We start from the raw sequence: 19,498 nt of genomic DNA, 5'->3' as shown, positions 1-19,498 counted from the left end.
CCTCTTTCCGCTAGCGCGCGGCCGGCGATATGCGCCATCCATGCAGCGCCGGCCCGCCTCCGGCCGGTTGCACCACGATGTCCGGCGGCGCTCCCGGGATATGGAACTCATAACTGAGCAACAAGGATCCGGGACGCATTTCCGCCGACGCCTTCTGCCACAGCGCGACCATGGCGGCCGGCGACAGATAGGCGAACACGACGTCGTAGTCGGCAAAATCGAGCAGCAGGTAGTCGCCCCTGATAAAACGACAATGGTTGCCCGCCAGGGCGGCGCGTACACGGCTGACCAGCCATGGCAAGGGAGCGATTTCGATACCGGTGAATTCGCTGTCCGGCCGGCGCCGCGAGAGATTGAGCACGGCGCCGCCCAACCCGCTGCCGATATCCATGAAGCGGATCGGGCGTCCGGCCGGCAACAGCCCGGCCACCGCATCCCATGCCGCAAGGCCGGAAGGATAGAACGGCACCTGGCTGCGGAAGGTCGACCAGAACAACACCAGCATGAACAGGAAGATGGCCAGGAACAGCCAGGAAGGAAGATGCAAGTGCGCCACGCCCTGTGCGGCTGCAGGGAACACCAGCAGGATGAACCACCACCAGGCCGCCATGCGCCGCAGCCGCGCCAGCAGCGCACCAATCAAGCCATGCAGCAATGATGTCTGGAAAGGGGAAAATGGCGCAAGGCCGGCGCGCTGGGCAATCACGTCCAGCACATTGGCGCTGACCAAGCCAATGCAAAAGAAGAACAACGCCTGGATAGCCGGAGTCTGCAGCAAAGGCTTGCGGCGCGCTCCGGAATCATTCTGGTCTGCGGGCATCTATGCAAACGGGCTCATGGAGGTGTACGCGTACTGCCGATTGCCAGACCGGAAAGCGCTCAGGCGACAGCCGCCAGCGGCGCCGCTGCTGCAACCGGCAGCAGCGCGGGCTCGACCAGCGCCACCACGGCGTCCTTGGCCTTCTTGGTCTTGCCGGCGCGCGACGGCATATGGCATAGGCCGCACAGGTAATCCTGGTGCAGATCCAGGCGGTGCACCACGAAATGGCCGCTGCACTTGCAGCAAGGCGTGGTCATCAGCATCTTGCTTTCGAAAAAACGCACCAGCGTCCAGGCGCGGGTCAGCGACAGCACCGGTTCCCCCGAATCGGTCTGGCCGACCTGCTCCAGATAGAGCTTGTAAGCCTTCATGACTGCCTCGATACCCAAGATGCGCGCATGCTGCACCAGGTATTTATGGATGTTGATGAAGAGAGAAGAATGGATATTGGGCTGCCAGGTAATGAACCAGTCCGTGGAAAACGGCAACATGCCCTTGGGCGGCGAAACGCCCTTCAATTCCTTGTACAGCTTGAGCAACCGCTCGCGCGAGAGTGAAGTTTCAGACTCCAGCAACTGGAGCCTTGCCCCCAGATTGATCAGCTCTATGGCCAACTGAATTTCCTGCGCCTCCGTGACAACGCTTTTCTTAGCCATGCTACCCCCGATGATTTCGTATCGACCCTGCCTTGCCATCCGCCTGTAGGCAAGACATCAGACTGCAAACTTCCAAGACCAACTTATGTCCTGCTCAACGTCTTCCCCTCCGGTGCGTTGACTGCATGCAGCCGCACCGGCTCTTCTTGTCTTGTTGTTTTACGAAATTTGTTCGCTGGGCTGACAAGCCATCAGAATGGCCGCATGCGACTGGGCCAGGCTTTTATCTTTGTTGTAGTTCGTCAGCATGCCGAGAATGGCGCTGTCGTCGAAACGAAAGCGCGTCAGCATCATGTTTGTGGCGGCCAGCTTCATGATCTGGGCATTGCTCAGGCCTTCGATCAGATCGGCGATGTCCACGCTGATGCCGAGCCGGAAGATCGCGGTCGGCTTGTCGGAACGGATCATCTGCTGTGCCAGCATGAGATAGCTCAAGTTGGCGTCGCGAATCTCCGCCATCATGTCGTTAGTATTCATTTGCACCCCCCGCCTCAAAAGGAAACTACTTACAGTCAGTTACATATCTTGACTGCAAGCCAATTCTGAGGGGGGGGAGACAGGCGGGAAATTAGACTTGGTCGGTATTTTTCGTCAGATACAACCTAGTATATTTTGTAGGCGTTTATCCTACAATTTTCTATAGTAGTTTCAAATAAATCAAGTAATGCTTATTTGAATACAGGCAGTAGAAGACTTCCGGAGATGTTTCCAATTTTTCAACAGAAAAAATTTCCGCAGCGAAATCCCACGAAAAAATGGTCATCCCGACAATGAAACCATATGTAAATTATTTGCATGCGAGGAGCTTATGTTGCTTGGCAGCGACTAGCTCATCAACAAAGCGGACATCTCGTTGCTGCCAGCAATGTAATTTTGTTCTCCCCCGCAGAGGATAAAACTTGCATCTATTTACAAGACATTACACCGTTTGCGCAACATGGCAACTCCGGGAAAGATTGTAAAACCTCCATGCTGCGGATAAAGGGATGAAAAGAGGCAACATTTGCTGCATTTCAATGACCAGCCGAAAAACAGCCGGCAATGCTGCCGCCGGAGAGACAGTTCGTCTCGACATGCCACGCGGGCAACTACATCCTGGCAAGCGCCTGCTCGATATCGCCGATGAGATCTTCAGGAGTTTCCAGCCCGATATTGAAACGGACCAATTGACCTTCCCGCGCCCACTGGTTCCGCATACCCCGCATCCGGTAGGGCACGCACAAACTGTGCGCCCCGCCCCAGCTATAGCCGATCCGGAACAGGCGCAAGCTATCGACGAAGCGGTCGGTCTGTTCTTCGCTAAAGCGCGGATCGAAGATCACCGAAAACAGGCCGCCCGCACCGGTGAAATCGCGTTTCCAGAATGCATGCCCCGGGCAATCCTCGAAGGCGGGATGCAATACGGCGGCAATCTCCGACCGCCGCTTGAGCCAGGCGGCGACCTTGCGCGCGCCCGCGTCATGCGCCTCGAACCGCAAGCGCATCGATGACAGGCTGCGCAGCACCAGGTAGACATCGTCCATGCCCACGCCGAAACCGAGGCGCATGTGCGCCAGTTCCAGCTTCTCATTGAGCGCCTGGTCGCGCACGATGACCGCGCCCATCAAGACATCGGAACCGCCGGACTGGTACTTGGTCAGGGCTTGCATGACGATGTCGACGCCATGCTCGAAGGCATTGAACGCCAGGCCCGCCGCCCAGGTATTGTCGATGGCCACCAGCACGCCTTTTTCATGGGCGGCGCGGCAAATGGCCGGGATATCCGGCACTTCCATCGAGACCGAGCCGGGCGCCTCGGTCCACACCAGGCGCGTATTGGGCTCGATCAGGTCGGCGATGCCGGCGCCGATCATCGGATCGTAAAAGCGCGCCGTGATGTTGAAGTCGCGCTGCAGCCATTGCCCGAGATCCTTGCTGGGTCCATAGGCATTGTCCGGCAGCAGCACATCGTCGCCGGTTTTCAGCAAGGCGAAATTGACCATCGCGATCGCCGCCAGGCCGCTGGGGGTGACGCGGCAATACTTTCCGCCTTCGATCTCCGCCAGGCGGGCCTCCAGCACGAAGCTGGTCGGGGTGCCATGCAAGCCATAGGTATAGCCCAGCTTTTCGCGCCAGTCGCGCGAGCGCATGGCGGCGACATTGGGAAACAGCACGGTGGAGGCATGATGGATGCCGACCGGAAAAGCCTCGAAGCCATCCGGGGCACGATAGCTGCTATGGATCAGGGAAGTCTGCGGGGTATGCTTTTGTTCTGACACGAATCGGCCTCTGACGACGAAATGGCGGCAGCGATACCGTGCCGCCGCGGAAAAATCTCACTATACGCGGACAGCAAGTTGCGCGCAGCGTTCAACCGCGAGGAAAGCGGGAACATCAGTGCCCTTAGCCCCTAGCCTCCAAGGCAGGCGCATCGCGGCGATGCGCCCGGAAAACGCTCAGGGAAGCTGCAGCGAAAACGGCTTGGTGACGGATCCGTCGGCGTTGGACCAGGTGCCGCTGATGGCATTGCCTTGGCGATGCCCTTCCCATTGGCCGGATACATCCTTGCCGTTGACCGACTCCTCCATTACCAGGTCGTCGCCTTCCACTTCGCCCGCGACCAGGATCTCCGGCGAACCGCCGAAAAAGAAGTAACGGCCTTCCAGCCCATCCTCGTTTTTCTTCGGCTGCAGCGACAACTGGATCTGGCGGCCATCGATGTCGCCGCGCAAAACGACGGCACGCGCCATCAGGCTTTGCTGCAAAGAAGCGGCCGGGGCAACGGCGGCGTCGCCGGCCGCAGCAGGCACGCCAGTCAAACCGGACAGCAACGCCGCCGCGCAGGTCAGGCTGCGCCATCCTGCAAACGACGCCATCACTCAGCCGCACCCCAAAGGTCATGGGCATCGGCGGCGGTAACGCGTACATCGACGAACTGGCCCACGGCCAACTTGCGGTGCGGTTCGAACGGCGGCTTCACATAGATCACGCCGTCGATTTCCGGGGCATCCGAATAGGTGCGGCCAATGCCGCCATTGCGGTCGACTTCATCGATCAACACGCGCAGGGTCTTGCCGACCTTGGCCTGCAGGCGCTTCTTGGAAATCTCTTCCTGCAACTGCATGACACGGGCGCGGCGCTCCTCGCGCAGCTCTTCCGGCACCGGATTGTCCAGCGCATTGGCGGTCGCGCCTTCCACCGGCGAATAGGCAAAGCATCCCAGGCGGTCGATCTCGGCTTCCTTGAGGAAGTCCAGCAGGTATTCGAATTCAGCCTCGGTCTCGCCCGGGAAGCCGGCGATGAACGTGGAGCGGATCGTGATGTCCGGGCACATGGCGCGCCAGGCCTGGATGCGCTCGATGTTCTTCTCGCCATTGGCGGGGCGCTTCATGCGCTTGAGGACGTCCGGGTGCGCATGCTGCAGCGGCACGTCCAGGTACGGCAGGATCTTGCCCTCGGCCATCAGCGGGATGATCTGGTCCACGTGCGGATATGGATAAACATAATGCAGGCGCACCCAGGCGCCGTACTGCGCGGCCAGTTCGCCCAGCGCGCCCACCAGTTGCGTCATGTGGGTCTTGATCGGCTTGCCGTTCCAGAAGCCGGTGCGGAACTTCACGTCCACGCCGTAGGCGCTGGTGTCCTGCGAAATCACCAGCAGTTCCTTGACGCCTGCCTTGAACAGGTTTTCCGCCTCCAGCATGACATCGGCAATCGGACGCGAGACCAGATCGCCGCGCATGGACGGGATGATGCAAAAGCTGCAGCGGTGGTTGCAGCCTTCTGAAATCTTCAGGTAAGCGAAATGCTTGGGAGTGAGCTTGACGCCCTGCGGCGGCACCAGGTCGATGAAGGGTTCGTGCGGCTTGGGCAAATGCCTGTGCACCGCCTGCATGACTTCGCCGACCGCATGCGGGCCGGTCACTTCCAGCACCTTGGGGTGGATCTTCTGGATGATGTCGTCGCCGTCGGCATCTTTCTTCGCGCCCAGGCAACCGGTGACGATCACCTTGCCGTTTTCATTGAGCGCCTCGCCGATGGCATCCAGCGACTCCTGCACCGCGGCGTCGATGAAACCGCAGGTATTGACGATCACCAGATCGGCGCCGTCGTAGGACTTGGCGGTGTCGTAGCCTTCGGCGCGCAACTGGGTCAGGATCTGCTCGGAATCGACCAGCGCCTTGGGGCAGCCGAGGGAGACGAAACCGACCTTGGGCTGCGCCGGGGGATTGGAAGAGGATGCGTTGGACATGATGGACTGGCTGGAGAAACTGGCTGGAAGGGAAAACGGGGAAACGCTTTAGGAAATGCTTTTAAAATCAGGGCCGTATTGTACCTTGTCCACCGCGCCCCACTCTCTTCTGCGCTTTTTTCGCGCATATTTCCTTCGGCGCCGCCACAACACTTGCCAAAATGCAAAACGGCCCGATGGGCCGTCTGGGAGGTCGACCTGTGACGTTTTTCAGGCTGCCGCCGCAAGCCTGTCCAACGCCGCGCTGGCCTTACTTCTTCTGGTCCGGCGGATTGCCGAACGGGAAAGTGCCGAACATGTTCTTGGTCTGGCTCTGCATCTGCTCCTGCATCTGGATGAACAGGTTCTTGCTCTGCTCGATATAGTTGCTCATCATGCCCTGCATCATCGGCCCCTGCACATTCATGAACTGGGTCCACATCTCGGGGCTGAACGGCTTGCCTTCATAGAAGCCCTTGGAATTTTCGGCCAGCTTGTTCTGGATGTCGATGAAGGTCTGGATGTTCTTCTCCAGGTAGGAGCCCATCATGCCCTGCATCGCATGGCCGTAGTAGCGGATGATCTGCGACAGTGCGCCGCTGGAGAACATCGGCGCGCCGTGCGACTCCTCTTCCAGGATGATCTGCAACAAAATGCTGCGGGTCAGGTCGTCGCCGTTCTTGGCATCGAGCACGGTGAATTCTTCATTGTCCAGCACCAACTGCTTGACGTCGGTCAAGGTAATGTAGGAACTGGTCTGGGTATCGTAAAGACGGCGGTTGGGATACTTCTTGATCAAGCGATCGGCCGATTTTTTTGCAGTAGTCATCTGAAGTCCAGTCTCTCTTTTCAGCCGCTGTTGCGGCTATTGTTTGCAGCGATTGCGGGCCGCTTCAGTTGCCTCCCAGCCCGCAGACGTCTGGGACATTCTTATCTGTCCTCTCTCTTACTCTTTCTTCTTTTGCCCTGCCCGTTCGGGCATCGTGCAACCCACGGTTTTGCAGGGCAGCATGCCGGAACATTATAGGGGGGAAAGAGTGCGAATGGGCAAACCAATATTGCAATGCGAAGAATAACCCTTCGCAACAATCCCGCAGCCGGCGCGGGCGGCGCCGGCCGCGGCAAGTGACATCAGCCCATGTAGAGGCCGCCATTGAGCGAGAAGTCGGAACCGGTAGCGTAACCGCCTTCGGCCGAAGCGATCCAGGCGACGATGGAGGCAATTTCCTCCGGTTCGCCCAGGCGCTTGACCGGGATGCCGGAGACGATCTTCTCCAGCACTTCCGGACGGATCGAACGCACCATATCGGTACCGATGTAGCCCGGCGAGACGGTATTGACGGTCACGCCCTTGGTCGCCACCTCCTGCGCCAGCGCCATGGTGAAGCCATGGATGCCCGCCTTGGCGGTGGAATAGTTGGTCTGGCCGAACTGGCCCTTCTGGCCGTTGACGGATGAAATGTTGATGATCCGTCCGAAGCCGCGCTCGACCATGCCGTCGATGACCTGCTTGGTGACGTTGAAGAGCGAATTGAGGTTGGTATTGATGACGGCGTCCCAGTCGTCCTTGCTCATCTTGCGGAACTGGCCGTCGCGGGTGATGCCGGCATTGTTGACCAGCACATCGACTTCACCGATTTCGGCGCGGACCTTCTCGAACGCCGCCTTGGTCGAATCCCAATCGGAGACGTTGCCTTCGGAGGCGTGGATATCGAAGCCTTGTTCGCGCATCGTCGCCAACCATTTGTCCTTGCGCGAGGAATTCGGGCCGCAACCTGCCACGACGGTATATCCGTCCTTGCAAAGACGTGCGCAGATGGAGGTTCCGATACCGCCCATGCCGCCGGTCACATATGCAATACGCTTGTTCATTGTGCTGCCTCCTAGTGTGGATTGATTACCGGGGATATCAACATCTCCCCTCTCTCGCGTCTGCTCTGCGTCCGCATTTCCCAGGGCACCGGTTGCCTCCGGCCGCCCTGAATCCTTACTTCATCCGGTTCTTCGCTGCATGATGATGCAGGCCTGTCGCACAGCCGCGCAAGCTCCGATGCATTTTCCATGCCGGCTTTCCCGCACGGCCGCACCGGGAACCGCTGGCAAGATGCCGCTGAAAACGTTACCGGCCTCGCCGCGCTCGCCCGCAGATTCAGATGATCTGGTCGGCCTTGACCTTCACGTAGCGCCCGGGAGCCGGTTCGATCTTCTTGTACCTTACCGAGCCAGCGGCCTTGGGCGCGGCCACCTTGCGTCCCGCATGCTTGCCCAGGAAGGCCGCCCATTCGCTCCACCAGCTGCCGGGATGCTCCCTGGCCTTGGCCAGCCACGCATCGGGATCGGCCTCCAGCTTGTCGTTGGTCCAGTAATTGCGCTTGTTCCTGGAGGCCGGATTGATCACGCCGGCGATATGGCCGGATGCGCCCAGCACGAAACGGTTATTGGCGCGCTTCGATGCATTGAGCAGCGCCACCGACGCATAGGCCGATTTCCACGGCACGATATGGTCCTCGCGCGAGGCGTAGATGAACGCCGGCGCGGTGATCTTGCGCAGGTCGATCTTCTCGCCGGCCACCGTCAGTCGCCCCGGATCCTTCAGCGCGTTCTCCAGATACATGTGGCGCAGGTAATAGCAGAACATCGGCCCCGGCAGGTTGGTGCTGTCGGCATTCCAGTACAGGAGATCGAACGCGGTCGGCGTCTCGCCTTTCAGGTAATTGGATTCGACATAGTTCCACAGCAGGTCGTTCGGGCGCAGGCTGGAAAAGGCGCTGGAAAAATCGCGCCCGGCCATCAGGCCGCGCTTGCCGATCATCTGCTCGCGCATGGCCAGCTGCATCTCATCGATATAGACATCGATGGCGCCGGTATCGGCGAAATCGAGGAAGGTCGTCAGCAGCGTCAGGCTGGACACCGGATCTTCGCCGCGCGCGGCCAGCAGCGCCAACGCGCACGACAAGATGGTGCCGCCGACGCAAAAGCCCAGCGCGTTGATCTGCGGCTGCTTGCTGACCTCCTGGACGATATGGATGGCGTTGACCACGGCGCCGTCGACATATTGCTCCCAGGTGGCGCCATCGATCGAGGCATCGGCATTGCGCCACGAAATCAGGAATACCGTATGCCCCTGCTCGACCGTATAGCGCACCAGCGAATTCTGCGGCTGCAAGTCGAGGATGTAGAACTTGTTGATGCAAGGCGGCACGATCAGCAGCGGCACGGCATGCACGGTCTTGGTCAGCGGCTTGTACTGGATCAGCTGGAACAGCTCATTCTCGTAAATGACCGAACCTTCGCTGGCGCCGACATCCTTGCCGACTTCGAAGGCCGTCTCATCGGTCTGCGAGATATGGCCCTTCTGCAAGTCCGCCAGCAACTGCGCAATGCCCTTGGTCAGGCTTTCGCCACGGGTCTCGATAATCTTTTGCTGGGCAACCGGATTGGTCGCCAGGAAATTGGCCGGCGACATCGCATCGATCATTTGCCGCACCGCAAAACGCAGTTTGTGGCGCACCTTGTCGGGGCCCTTGACCGCATCGGCCAAGGCCAGCAGAAAGCGCGAATTAAGCTCGTAGGCGGCGGCCTGAAATGCGAAGTACGGGCTCTCTTGCCAGGCTGGCGCGCTAAGGCGGCGGTCGGTGATGGCAGGCGTTTTGGCTGACGCCGCCGATTGCCAGAGTTCGGCAAACTGCTGCGCATAATCCTGCTGCAGGCGGAGCATGTCGGCCGCATCCAGCGAGGCGCCCAGTTCGCCCAGCTGCTTCATCAGCGAAGACGGGTCGAACTGCCCTGCCCCCGCCGCTCCGAAGGGGAAACCCGTATTGGGAAAAGGCGGCAATGGAGGCTGGAGTTGCTGTAAATGCTGAAATTGCGATTGGAATTGAGATGGCAGGGAAGCCCAGAATTTCGGGTCGGACATCTGCGCCAGCCATGCGGATACATCAGGAGAGGGTTGCTGCGGATTCTGCTTGTTCATGCTCGGATCTGCAATTTTCGCGTATCTTTACGGTTTATCCTGAAGCTCCAGTCACCATGTATATCGTTGCTATCGCATGGCTCTATGTCGTCTTCATGATGTCGATCACCGAACTGAGTGCGGTCGCCGGAGTGACCACCTTCCTGCTGTACGGCGTATTTCCCTTGTCCGTTGTTTTATACCTGATGGGTACACCGCAACGCAAGCGGAATCGACAAAAGAGGGAGAAAATGAAAGCTGCGCGCAAGGAAGAGTCGGCAAATGACGAGCATGCCGAATGCGAGCCGAAAAGAACGGAAGACAACGCCAACCATCCGGCCGGATGAATAACGGCTTTGGCTCCTTTTGCCCGTGCCGGGACATCAAGAAAGATCCGAGGATGCGACACGATCCCGGCGCCACCCGCACGAGGCGCCGCTTGCGCATCGCGTCATTTCCCCATCGCACCATGGCGCCGCGGGCGCGACACGGCCACCCGCCGGTAATGCCTCCTCAGCGCGGCCAGCATATCGCGCAGCACCGCACTCCCGCGCCAGGGCGGCGACACGTAGGCCATGCGCAACTGCACGCCGCCTCCATATAACCGGCAATCGAGCATGCCGATCATCCGGCCGCCAAGATAAGCATAGACATGCACCTCGTCTTGCGGGCGCATGCGCGGCCCTTCGATCTTCCAGTTGCAAGACATGCCGTTAGCCGCCATCGTCGTTCACTGCGCCACATGCGAGGCCAGATGCAGGCCCAGCAGCAACAGGCCGGCGAAAAAACAGCGCCGGAACGTCTGCGCCTTCACCTTGCCGCGCACCCAGGTGCCGATGCCCATGCCCAGCAGCGCCGGCAGCAATACCACCGCCGATGCGCCGGCCACGCTGCCGCCAAAGGCTCCGCCCTGCCCCAGATTGATCGCCAGCGCGACCGTGGAGACGGTAAACGACAAACCCAGCGCCTGGATCAATTGGTCGCGCTCCAGGTCGAGCGCCTGCAAGTACGGCACAGCCGGGATCACGAATACGCCGGTCGCCGCAGTGATCAGGCCGGTCGCCAGGCCGATGATCGGCGACCACCATTTCTCCGCGCCCGCCGACACCGAAAACCTGAACGATGCCAGGCCCGCTATCGCATACAGCGCCAGCGCCACGCCCAGCGCGACAATGGTGCGGCGACCGCCGTCGGCGTCCATGAAACCGCTGCCGGCCAAGGTGCCGAGCACGATCCCGGCCAGCATGGCCCACAGCCGCCGGGCCAGCGCCATGAAGGCGCCGCCGGCCAGCAGTTGCCAGACATTGGTCACCATCGAAGGCACAATCAGCAGCGCCGCGGCCTGCACCGGCGGCATCGCAAGACTCAGCAGCCCGACCGCGACGGTCGGCAACCCCAGGCCGATCACGCCCTTGATGAAGCCGGCCAACAGGAACACGCCCAGGCAAGCCGCCAGCACAGTGGAATTCATACCCATGAAGGAAAGCAGCGATTGCATGATGCGGACCAGGAAGATGATGGAAAAAGAAGTCAGGCAAGGCGCAGTCTGCCAGCCCTCGCGCCATCTGGAAATGTGGAATACACTTAGCCAGCCTTCGCCATGGACGAAGGCAGACCAACACCCCTCCTGCCGATGAGCAACCGATTCGACCTCTCCGACCTGCGCCTTTTCCTGCACATCGTGGAAAGCGGTAGCATCACCGCCGGCGCGGCCCGTGCGCACATGGCGCTGGCCTCGGCCAGCGCGCGCATCCGCAACATGGAGGATGCGCTCGGCGCCGCGCTGCTGGAACGCGGGCGACGCGGTGTCCGGACGACCGATGCCGGCCGCGCGCTGGCGCACCATGCGCGCATGATAGGCCGGCAAATGGAACAGCTGCGCGACGAACTGGGCCAGTACGCGCAAGGCTTGAAAGGCCACATCCGGCTGCTGTGCAATACCTCTGCCATGACCGAGTTCCTGCCGGAAGTCCTGGCCACTTTCCTGGCGCGCCATCCGCACACCGATATCGAACTGGAAGAAAAGCTGAGTTATGAAGTGGTGCAGGCCGTGGTAGACGGCGTGGCCGACGTGGGCATCATCGCCGACTCGACCGACAGCGGCCCCTTGCAAACCTTCCCCTTCCGCCAGGATCACCTGGTCGCCGTGCTGGCCAGGAAACATCCGCTGGCCAGGCGAAAATCGGTGGCCTTCGGCGAACTGCTGGGCGAGGATTTCGTCGGCTTGTCCGGCGACAGCGCCTTGCAACAGCATCTGGCCGGCCATGCCGCGCGCGCCGGCAAACGCCTGCAATACCGGGTGCGGCTGCGCAGTTTCGACGGCATCTGCCGCATGGTCGAGCAACAGGTCGGGGTGGCGGTCATCCCTGAAACCGCAGCCCACGCCTGCGCCGACCATATGGATATCCGCGTGCTGCCCCTGGCCGATGCCTGGGCCAGGCGACAATTGCTGATCTGCGTGCGCGGCCTCGACGGCCTGCCCGGCCATACGCGCGAATTGATCCAGGCCCTGCAGGCGCATTCGCATCGGCCGCCCAAGGGGCCGCCTCAGCCTTCTTCCAGCAACAACGGCAAACGCCAATAAAAAATAAAAATGGCAGCCCTCGCGGACTAATGCCGTTCAGTTAAGCACTGAACGGCATTTGTGTTTGCGGAGGTTTATGGAGACCAGACTCCGTTCGCCCTGAGTAGCTGCGCAGCAGCGTATCGAAGGGCAGGCAAGAGCGCTAACGCTGATACGCTGGCTTCGATACGGCCCTGGCGGGCCTACTCAGCCCGAACGGGCCAGGTGATGAATGCTTCAGAATTAGCCTTGACTGAACGGTATTAGCCCTCGCGGGCTGTCATTTCCAGGCGGTGATCCGATCGGCTATTGCAGGCTATTTAAGCCAGATCAGCGAAGCCATGCGGCCAGTGGTTTTATCGCGCCGGTAAGAATAAAAACGGGTATCGCTGACCGTGCACAGCCCGCCGCCGGCAATATCGGCCACCCCGGCCGCCTGCAAGCGCAAGCGCGCCAGCTGGTAGATGTCGGCCAGATATTTGCCCGGCTTGCCTGCACAACTGCGAAAGGCGGCATCGGCCGCGGCGTCATGCTGCATGAAGGCCTGGCGCACTTCGGCGCCGACTTCGAACTGCGCCGGACCGATCGCCGGCCCCAGCCAGGCCATCAGGTCTTGTCCGCCGCGCGCACGCATCGCCGCCACGGTATTTTCCAATACGCCGGCCGCCAGCCCACGCCAGCCGGCATGGGCTGCGCCCACCACCGTCCCGGCGCGGTCGCACAACAGGACCGGCAGGCAATCGGCCGTCATCATCACGCACACGGCACCGGCCACGGCGCTGACGCAGCCATCGGCCTGGACGGCGGGCGACGCGCTGGCGGCATCCACCACCGTGGTGCCGTGCACCTGCGACAGCCAGGCCGGCTCCTGCGGCAGCAGGCGGCGCAACAAGGCGCGATTTTTCGCCACCAGCGCGGAATCGTCTTCGACATGGGCGCCCAGGTTCAATCCCAAGCCGCCCTTGCCGTCGCCATACGGATGCGCGCTATAGCCGCCGGCGCGCAAAGTGGCCAGTGCGCCGATATTGGCGGGGGCATCCCATTCCGGGATCAGCAACTCCATGCAGGCTTCCTCAATAATCGTCGTCGTCCGGATCGCCCATCACCGGGTCCGGTTCGCTCGACATTTCCGGGATCGTCGCCAGCGCCGGATCGATGCCGGCCCGCACCAGCAGCTCGACCATGTCCTGCGGCAGCGGCGCCGCCCATTGCCTGAACTTGCCGGAAGTCGGATGCGTCAGGCCCAGGCGGGCTGCCTGCAGCGCCTGGCGCGGGAACACCGAAGCCAGGTGCTGCTTGCCGTACAGCGTATCGCCCACCAGCGGGAACCCCAGCGACTGCAGGTGCACCCGGATCTGGTGCGTGCGCCCGGTCTCCAGCCGGCAGTGCACCAGGCTGACCGGCTTGCTGTCGATCAGGCCGGTGGCCAGGCGACGATAGTGCGTCACCGCCGGCTTGGCCGTCATGCTTTGCGACACCGCCATCTTGATGCGGTCGCGCGGATGACGCGCCATCGGCGCATCGACGGTGCCGGACAGTTGCGGCAATCCCCATACCAGCGCCAGATACTGGCGCTTCATGCTGCGCGCCTGCAACTGGCGTACCAGGTCGGTCTGCGCCGACAGCGTCTTGGCCACCACCATCAGGCCGCTGGTTTCCTTGTCCAGGCGGTGCACGATCCCCGCGCGCGGCACGTTGGCCAGCCCCGGGCAATGGTGCAGCAGGCCGTTGAGCAAGGTACCGCTCCAGTTGCCGGCGGCAGGGTGCACCACCAGCCCGGCCGGCTTGTCGAGCACGATGATGGACTTGTCCTCGTGCAGGATATCCAGCGCCATCGGCTCCGGGCCGTAGGCATGGTCCTGCGGCGACGATTGCGGCGCCACTTCCACCTGCTCGTCGCCCAGCATGGTCATCTTGCCCTTGGCCGGGACGCCGTCGACGGTCACGTAACCGTCTTCGATCCACTGCTGGATACGGCTGCGCGAGAATTCCGGGATCAGGCCGGAGAGCACCTTATCCAGGCGCTGGCCGATGGCATCGTCGGTCAGGCGCAGGGAAATGGGCGCAAGTTCGGATAACTGCGCGGACGACGATGCATCGGAGGCATCGTCGCCTTCGTCGAATTCATCGTCGGGAAGGTCGATCTTTACAGGCTGTTCGCCATTTGTAATCTGAGGGGGTTTCTTACGTGACATCAGCTATAATCGCCGGATCGGGTGGATTGTATTTGGGTTAACCATGCAGCCGACTCGGCAAGGCGTTCGCGCCTGACATGCAAAAACGGTAAGCATTCAGACAAGCACACAAGAGTCATGCACAAAATCTTATTGAAGTTAATCACCGTCGGCTTTGCCCTGTCTCTCACGGCTTGCGGTCTGTTGCCTGAGCAAAAGGACGAAACTACCGGCTGGTCTGCCTCGAAATTATACTCGGAAGCCAAGGACGAACTGAACGCCGGCGGTTACGACAAGGCAATCAAGTATTTCGAGAAGCTGGAATCGCGCTATCCGTTCGGCACTTATGCCCAGCAGGCACAGATGGATATCGCCTACGCCTATTACCGCCAGAATGACCAGGCGCAAGGCCTGGCGGCTGTGGATCGCTTCATCAAGCTGCATCCGAACCATCCCAACGTCGACTACATGTACTACCTGCGCGGCCTGATCAACTTCAACGACCGCACCAGCATCTTCGACACCTTCACCGACCAGGACAACACCGAGCGCGACCCCAAGGCGATGCGCGACGCGTTCGACTCGTTCAAGCTGCTGGCCGAACGTTTTCCCGACAGCAAGTACACGCCGGATGCCGTCGCCCGCATGAAGTACCTGGTCAACGCCATGTCGCAATACGACGTGCACGTAGCCAACTACTACTACCGCCGCGGCGCCTATATTTCAGCCGCCAACCGCGCCCAGGCCGCGATCAAGCAATACCCCGACGCGCCGGCCAACGAAGAGGCGCTGTTCATCCTGATGCGCTCCTACGATGCGCTGGGCCAGACCAAGCTGCGCGACGATACCGAACGCGTCATCAAGGCCAACTATCCGAACAGCCCCTACTACACCGGCGGCCCGAAGAAGGCGACCAAGCCCTGGTGGAAGATCTGGTAACGATATATCCGGCCCCGGCCTGAGCCGCCCAACAAAAAGCCTCGCAATGCAGTTCGCATTGCGAGGCTTTTTCATGTCCAGCAGGCACGGCGCGCATCGCCGCCGTTGCGCCTCACGCCTCCAGCTTGCGGCGGAACACCCAGCTGCTGTCGGTCGATGCCTCTTCGGCAAACGCATATCCCTCCAGGTCGAAACCCTTGAGCTTTTCCGGCTGGCTGATGTTCTTGAGCGCCGCATAGCGCGCCATCAGGCCGCGTGCGCGCTTGGCATAGAACGAGATGATCTTGTACTTGCCGCCCTTCCAGTCCTCGAACACCGGCGCAATCACCTTGGCCTTGAGCAGCTTGGGCTTGACCGCCTTGAAATACTCTTCCGACGCCAGGTTCACCAGCACCGGCGCCTTCTGCGTCGCCAGTTCGCCGTTGAGGGCCTCGGTGATCTCGCTGCCCCAGAATGCGTACAAGTCCTTGCCATGCGGATTGGCCAGCTTGGTGCCCATTTCCAGGCGGTAAGGCTGCATCAGGTCCAGCGGGCGCAGCATGCCGTACAAGCCGGACAAGATGCGCACATGGTTCTGCACATAATCGAGTTGCCGGGCATTGAGCGAATTCGCATCCAGGCCTTCATACACATCGCCGTTGAAGGCCAGCACCGCTTGCTTGGAATTCTTGGCGGTGAACTTGCGCGACCACGAGGCATACCGGTTCGCGTTGAGCACCGCCAATTGGTCGGAGATGCCCATGAGGCTGCCGACCTGGGCCGGAGAAAGCTGCTTGAGCACCTCGATCAGTACGGCCGAGCGTGCGATGAAAGCAGGCGTGGTATGGACGTCGGTAACAGGGGGCGTATCGTAATCAAGCGACTTGGCGGGCGACAAAACAATCAGCATGGGATTTCATCCAATCAACAGGTTGGCGCAATGATACCCAAAGCGCGTCCGTTGCGCGCGTCGCCATCATCCGCCATGCGCCCCAGCGGACAAGAGTCCGCCGCGATACGCGAATTTGCCGCGCAAATACAGCGCTTTTAAGGCTTTTGCACGGTAATCTGCTCTTTACACTGCACAGTAGGACTATCCATGCAAAACAGGGGGCGCGCCTGCCCACTTCGCGTTTTGCGACAAAATATCCAACAGGGGGGAAACGACCATGACCTGGTTCTATGATCTGCGCATCGCGCGCAAGCTGCTCATCACTTTTTCTGTGATCCTGGTGTTGACCGCCATCCAGGGCGTGTTTTCCATCGTGCAACTCTCCAAAGTCAACCAGGCCTCGACCGATATCGCCCTCAACTCGCTGCCCAGCGTGCGCCATCCGCTGGAAGCCAAGGTCGCATTGGCACGCATACGCACGATCCAGCTCCAGCATTTGCCGCCCGGCAATGAAAACAACGTCGAGAACAACGAGAAACTGATCACTGGCCTGTTCAGCGCGTTGAACACGGCACTGGAAAAATACGCGGCAGTGGTCGACTCCGAGGCGGAGGAACGCAGCTTCGCCGCCATCAAGACCGATATGGCAACCTTTGCCGGCATCCACCAGACCCTCGCCGGGGACGTCAGGGAACACAAGCTAGACGAAGCGCGCGATGTCCTGCTCAACCAGCTCACGCCGGTTTACCTGCGCCTGTTCGACACGCTGGACAAGTTGGTGAACCTGAATGTCGAGACCGCCGCCGCCACCGACAACGAGGCCTTGCTCCGCTACAACAGCGCGCGCACGATGATCGCCATCCTGCTGGCCTGCTGCATCGGCCTGGGCCTGCTGCTGGCAACCTGGGTGGCGCGCATCGTGTCGCGCCCGCTGCAAGACGCCATGCATGTCGCCGAGCGCGTCGCCGAAGGCGACCTGACCGTCGACATACAACCCGCCAGCCGCGACGAAACCGGCCGCCTGATGCAATCGCTCAAGGCCATGAACGACAGCCTGCTGCGCATCGTCGGCCAGGTACGCCAGGGCACCGATACCATCAGCACCGCCTCGCGCGAAATCGCCAGCGGCAACCTCGACCTGTCCTCGCGCACCGAACAGCAGGCCGGTTCGCTGGAAGAGACCGCCTCGGCCATGGAAGAACTGACCTCCACCGTCAAGCAAAACGCCGACAACGCGCGCCAGGCCAACCAGTTGGCCAATTCGGCCTCCGACGTAGCGGTCCAGGGCGGCAGCGTGGTCGGCCAGGTGGTGCAGACCATGGAAGGCATCACCGAGAGTTCGCGCAAGATCGCCGACATCATCAGCGTGATCGACGGCATCGCCTTCCAGACCAACATCCTGGCATTGAATGCGGCGGTGGAAGCGGCGCGCGCCGGCGAGCAGGGCCGCGGCTTCGCGGTGGTGGCGTCCGAAGTGCGCTCGCTGGCGCAACGTTCGGCATCGGCGGCCAAGGAGATCAAGACCCTCATCGACGACTCGGTGGCCAAGGTCGATACCGGCAGCAAGCTGGTCGAACAAGCCGGCACCACCATGACCGAGGTAGTGGCCAGCGTCAGGCGCGTGACCGACATCGTCGGCGAGATCAGCGCGGCCAGCCAGGAACAGAGCGATGGCATCCAACAGGTCAACCTCGCCATCACCCAGATGGACGAAGTCACCCAGCAAAACGCCGCACTGGTCGAGCAAGCCGCTGCGGCCGCCGGCTCCCTGCAGGATCAGGCCGGAAAACTCGCGGAACTGGTCAGCGTATTCAAGCTGGATCGTTTGCACACCATCGCAGACACCGCACCGGCGGCAGAATCGACTGCCAAACCGATGCCCCAAACAACCGCTGCCAGACCTGCCCTCAAACCGACCATCAAACCGACCATCAAACCGGCTATCAAGCCGGCGGCGGCGCCCGCCCTCCAATCTCCTGCGGACAAGCCGGCGCTGCCCGCCAAGAAAGCCGAACCCAAATTCACCCCTCCCGCCGATGACGGAGCATGGGAACAGTTTTGAAGACAGGCCGCGCCCGGCATTGCCGGGGCGGCCCATAACCGTCAACCTCGCAGGCAACGCCGCCTGGCGAAGTTGTTTTCGCCGGCACGGCACTCAAATCCGCCACGCACATTGCCGTTAACCAATGCATCGGATCCGATGCAAACCGCCGGCAAGCCCGACAGGCACTTGCGCCCGCTTTTGCGGTCAATATACGGAACGGCTACATTGAAGTGATTACATTGCATTGAAGTGCGCGCCGGCAAAAGCACAATCATCCCGATTGCGGCAGCCATGCCAAGCGGCAAGGAGCAAACCATGAAACGCGACAAGGCCCTGATGGGCGACATCCTCAAGACCCTGGCTTCCTTCGGCACCACCTACGGCGACGTGGAAAAGATCCAGGGGGAACTGTCGGTCAAGCACCTGGCGCCGGAACTGATCCTGCACCATCTGCGCCTGCTGCACGACCGCGGCTTGGTGGCGGTGGACATGCACAATTTCTGGCGCGTCACCGACCAGGGGTATGATGTGCTCGAAGCCGGCGGCAACCTGCTCCAAGCGCATGGCATGCCGCCGGAAGCCAACCACGGCATCGACAACTAGATTGATGATTGAATGAGCACTCCGGCAATCCCCCTCGCTACCGCCCCCACCGTACCTATCGCCCCCACCGCATCCGCCACGCCTGCCGCTTCCCCCGTCATCGGATCCGCGCCGGCCGTCGGCGAACGCCAGCGGCTGGTGCTCGACACCAACGTCTGCCTGGACTTGTTCGTCTTTCGCGATCCGCGCTGGCATGCCCTGCTGCAAGCCTTGCAGGACGGCAGCGTACAAGCCTATACCCGCGAAGACTGCCGCAACGAATGGCTGGCCGTGCTGGACTACCCGCACCTGCCGCTCACGCCCGCCGACAAGCCGGCCATCTGCGCCGAATTCGACCGCCTGCTGCACTGCCTGCCGCTGGCTGAGGTCAACACCTTCGGCCTGCCGCTATGCACCGACAAGGATGACCAGAAATTCCTGGAACTGGCCCTGCAATGCCGGGCGCATGTCCTGGTCAGCAAAGACAAGGCCGTGTTGAAGCTGGCCAGGAAGACCTTGCGCAAAGGCATGTTTTCCATCGTCCCGCCGCAGCACTGGCGGCTCGACGCCTTTCCTCCGCCCGCCCAGGATTGACTCCTGATGCAGCGCAATCCTGATGCAGCGCAAAAATGCCGGGCAAGAATTCCGGCTAAAATAGCCGGCTTGTAAAAAACACTTCAGGATCAG

The 19,498-nt window shown here is 61.1% G+C and carries 20 protein-coding genes; 6 read left to right on the top strand and 14 right to left on the bottom strand.

What is annotated here, in order from left to right; translation table 11 throughout:
• Positions 1-10: 10 nt before the first annotated feature.
• The 9 genes from FB597_RS03045 to FB597_RS03005 all read right to left on the bottom strand — a co-directional run bounded on the left by FB597_RS03045 (position 11) and on the right by FB597_RS03005 (position 9,659).
• Positions 11-820 carry a class I SAM-dependent methyltransferase gene (locus tag FB597_RS03045; protein ID WP_141916224.1) on the bottom strand — a complete coding sequence of 270 codons (810 nt, stop codon included), beginning with the start codon at positions 818-820 and terminating at the stop codon, positions 11-13.
• Positions 821-879: 59 nt separating this feature from the next.
• Positions 880-1,476: a flagellar transcriptional regulator FlhC gene (flhC, locus tag FB597_RS03040; protein ID WP_141916221.1), complete on the bottom strand. Its 597-nt coding sequence runs from the start codon at positions 1,474-1,476 to the stop codon at positions 880-882.
• A gap of 159 nt (positions 1,477-1,635) precedes the next feature.
• Entirely contained in the window at positions 1,636-1,953 is a 318-nt protein-coding gene (flhD, locus tag FB597_RS03035) for a flagellar transcriptional regulator FlhD (RefSeq protein WP_144767990.1), read from the bottom strand.
• Positions 1,954-2,564: 611 nt separating this feature from the next.
• Positions 2,565-3,734 (bottom strand): cystathionine beta-lyase, encoded by a 1,170-nt coding sequence (locus tag FB597_RS03030; RefSeq protein WP_144767988.1) that lies wholly within the window; start codon positions 3,732-3,734, stop codon positions 2,565-2,567.
• A 177-nt stretch (positions 3,735-3,911) separates the two neighbouring features.
• Positions 3,912-4,331: a hypothetical protein gene (locus tag FB597_RS03025; protein WP_255464069.1), complete on the bottom strand. Its 420-nt coding sequence runs from the start codon at positions 4,329-4,331 to the stop codon at positions 3,912-3,914.
• Positions 4,331-5,707, bottom strand: coding sequence for a 30S ribosomal protein S12 methylthiotransferase RimO (gene rimO / locus FB597_RS03020; protein ID WP_144767986.1), 1,377 nt, complete (start codon positions 5,705-5,707; stop codon positions 4,331-4,333). The genes FB597_RS03025 and rimO overlap by 1 nt, the downstream gene beginning before the upstream one ends.
• A 250-nt stretch (positions 5,708-5,957) precedes the next feature.
• Complete coding sequence (phaR, locus tag FB597_RS03015; protein ID WP_144767984.1) at positions 5,958-6,515, bottom strand: polyhydroxyalkanoate synthesis repressor PhaR; 558 nt, start codon at positions 6,513-6,515, stop codon at positions 5,958-5,960.
• Between the two features lie 302 nt (positions 6,516-6,817).
• Positions 6,818-7,558 carry a 3-ketoacyl-ACP reductase gene (locus tag FB597_RS03010; protein WP_141916211.1) on the bottom strand — a complete coding sequence of 247 codons (741 nt, stop codon included), beginning with the start codon at positions 7,556-7,558 and terminating at the stop codon, positions 6,818-6,820.
• A gap of 277 nt (positions 7,559-7,835) precedes the next feature.
• Positions 7,836-9,659, bottom strand: coding sequence for an alpha/beta hydrolase (locus FB597_RS03005; RefSeq protein WP_144767982.1), 1,824 nt, complete (start codon positions 9,657-9,659; stop codon positions 7,836-7,838).
• 56 nt (positions 9,660-9,715) lie between these two features.
• Here FB597_RS03005 and FB597_RS03000 point away from each other — a divergent pair, with 56 nt between their 5' ends.
• Positions 9,716-9,985, top strand: a complete 270-nt coding sequence (locus FB597_RS03000; RefSeq protein ID WP_144767980.1) for a hypothetical protein — start codon at positions 9,716-9,718, stop codon at positions 9,983-9,985.
• A 104-nt stretch (positions 9,986-10,089) separates the two neighbouring features.
• Here FB597_RS03000 and FB597_RS02995 read toward each other — a convergent pair whose 3' ends face one another.
• Positions 10,090-10,347 carry a hypothetical protein gene (locus FB597_RS02995; RefSeq protein WP_255517061.1) on the bottom strand — a complete coding sequence of 86 codons (258 nt, stop codon included), beginning with the start codon at positions 10,345-10,347 and terminating at the stop codon, positions 10,090-10,092.
• A 21-nt stretch (positions 10,348-10,368) separates the two neighbouring features.
• Positions 10,369-11,136, bottom strand: a complete 768-nt coding sequence (locus tag FB597_RS02990) for a sulfite exporter TauE/SafE family protein (RefSeq protein ID WP_144767976.1) — start codon at positions 11,134-11,136, stop codon at positions 10,369-10,371.
• A gap of 135 nt (positions 11,137-11,271) precedes the next feature.
• On the opposite strand from FB597_RS02990, the gene FB597_RS02985 reads away from it, so the two are divergent.
• Positions 11,272-12,222: a LysR substrate-binding domain-containing protein gene (locus tag FB597_RS02985; RefSeq protein ID WP_144767974.1), complete on the top strand. Its 951-nt coding sequence runs from the start codon at positions 11,272-11,274 to the stop codon at positions 12,220-12,222.
• Positions 12,223-12,517: 295 nt separating this feature from the next.
• On the opposite strand, the gene pgeF is transcribed toward FB597_RS02985, so the two are convergent.
• Positions 12,518-13,264, bottom strand: coding sequence for a peptidoglycan editing factor PgeF (pgeF, locus tag FB597_RS02980; RefSeq protein ID WP_141916200.1), 747 nt, complete (start codon positions 13,262-13,264; stop codon positions 12,518-12,520).
• A 10-nt stretch (positions 13,265-13,274) separates the two neighbouring features.
• Positions 13,275-14,396: an RluA family pseudouridine synthase gene (locus FB597_RS02975; RefSeq protein WP_144767972.1), complete on the bottom strand. Its 1,122-nt coding sequence runs from the start codon at positions 14,394-14,396 to the stop codon at positions 13,275-13,277.
• A 117-nt stretch (positions 14,397-14,513) separates the two neighbouring features.
• Here FB597_RS02975 and FB597_RS02970 point away from each other — a divergent pair, with 117 nt between their 5' ends.
• Positions 14,514-15,314 carry an outer membrane protein assembly factor BamD gene (locus tag FB597_RS02970; protein ID WP_141916196.1) on the top strand — a complete coding sequence of 267 codons (801 nt, stop codon included), beginning with the start codon at positions 14,514-14,516 and terminating at the stop codon, positions 15,312-15,314.
• A gap of 112 nt (positions 15,315-15,426) precedes the next feature.
• Here FB597_RS02970 and yaaA read toward each other — a convergent pair whose 3' ends face one another.
• The gene (gene yaaA, locus FB597_RS02965; RefSeq protein WP_144767970.1) at positions 15,427-16,203 is read right to left on the bottom strand and encodes a peroxide stress protein YaaA; all 777 of its coding nucleotides are present in this window, start codon (positions 16,201-16,203) and stop codon (positions 15,427-15,429) included.
• Between the two features lie 259 nt (positions 16,204-16,462).
• On the opposite strand from yaaA, the gene FB597_RS02960 reads away from it, so the two are divergent.
• From FB597_RS02960 to FB597_RS02950, 3 genes are all read left to right on the top strand, one after another.
• Positions 16,463-18,247, top strand: a complete 1,785-nt coding sequence (locus tag FB597_RS02960) for a methyl-accepting chemotaxis protein (protein WP_144767968.1) — start codon at positions 16,463-16,465, stop codon at positions 18,245-18,247.
• A gap of 297 nt (positions 18,248-18,544) precedes the next feature.
• A complete protein-coding gene (locus tag FB597_RS02955) occupies positions 18,545-18,832 on the top strand; it encodes a hypothetical protein (protein ID WP_144767966.1) in 288 nt (95 codons plus the stop codon).
• Between the two features lie 12 nt (positions 18,833-18,844).
• Positions 18,845-19,405, top strand: a complete 561-nt coding sequence (locus FB597_RS02950) for a putative toxin-antitoxin system toxin component, PIN family (RefSeq protein ID WP_144767964.1) — start codon at positions 18,845-18,847, stop codon at positions 19,403-19,405.
• Positions 19,406-19,498 lie beyond the last annotated feature (93 nt).

Source organism: Herbaspirillum sp. SJZ099, assembly GCF_007828355.1.
In the GTDB taxonomy this organism is placed as follows: Bacteria; Pseudomonadota; Gammaproteobacteria; order Burkholderiales; family Burkholderiaceae_D; genus Herbaspirillum.
The sequence above is the reverse complement of the archived record's forward strand: the minus strand, read 5'-3'. Positions and strand labels throughout refer to the sequence as shown.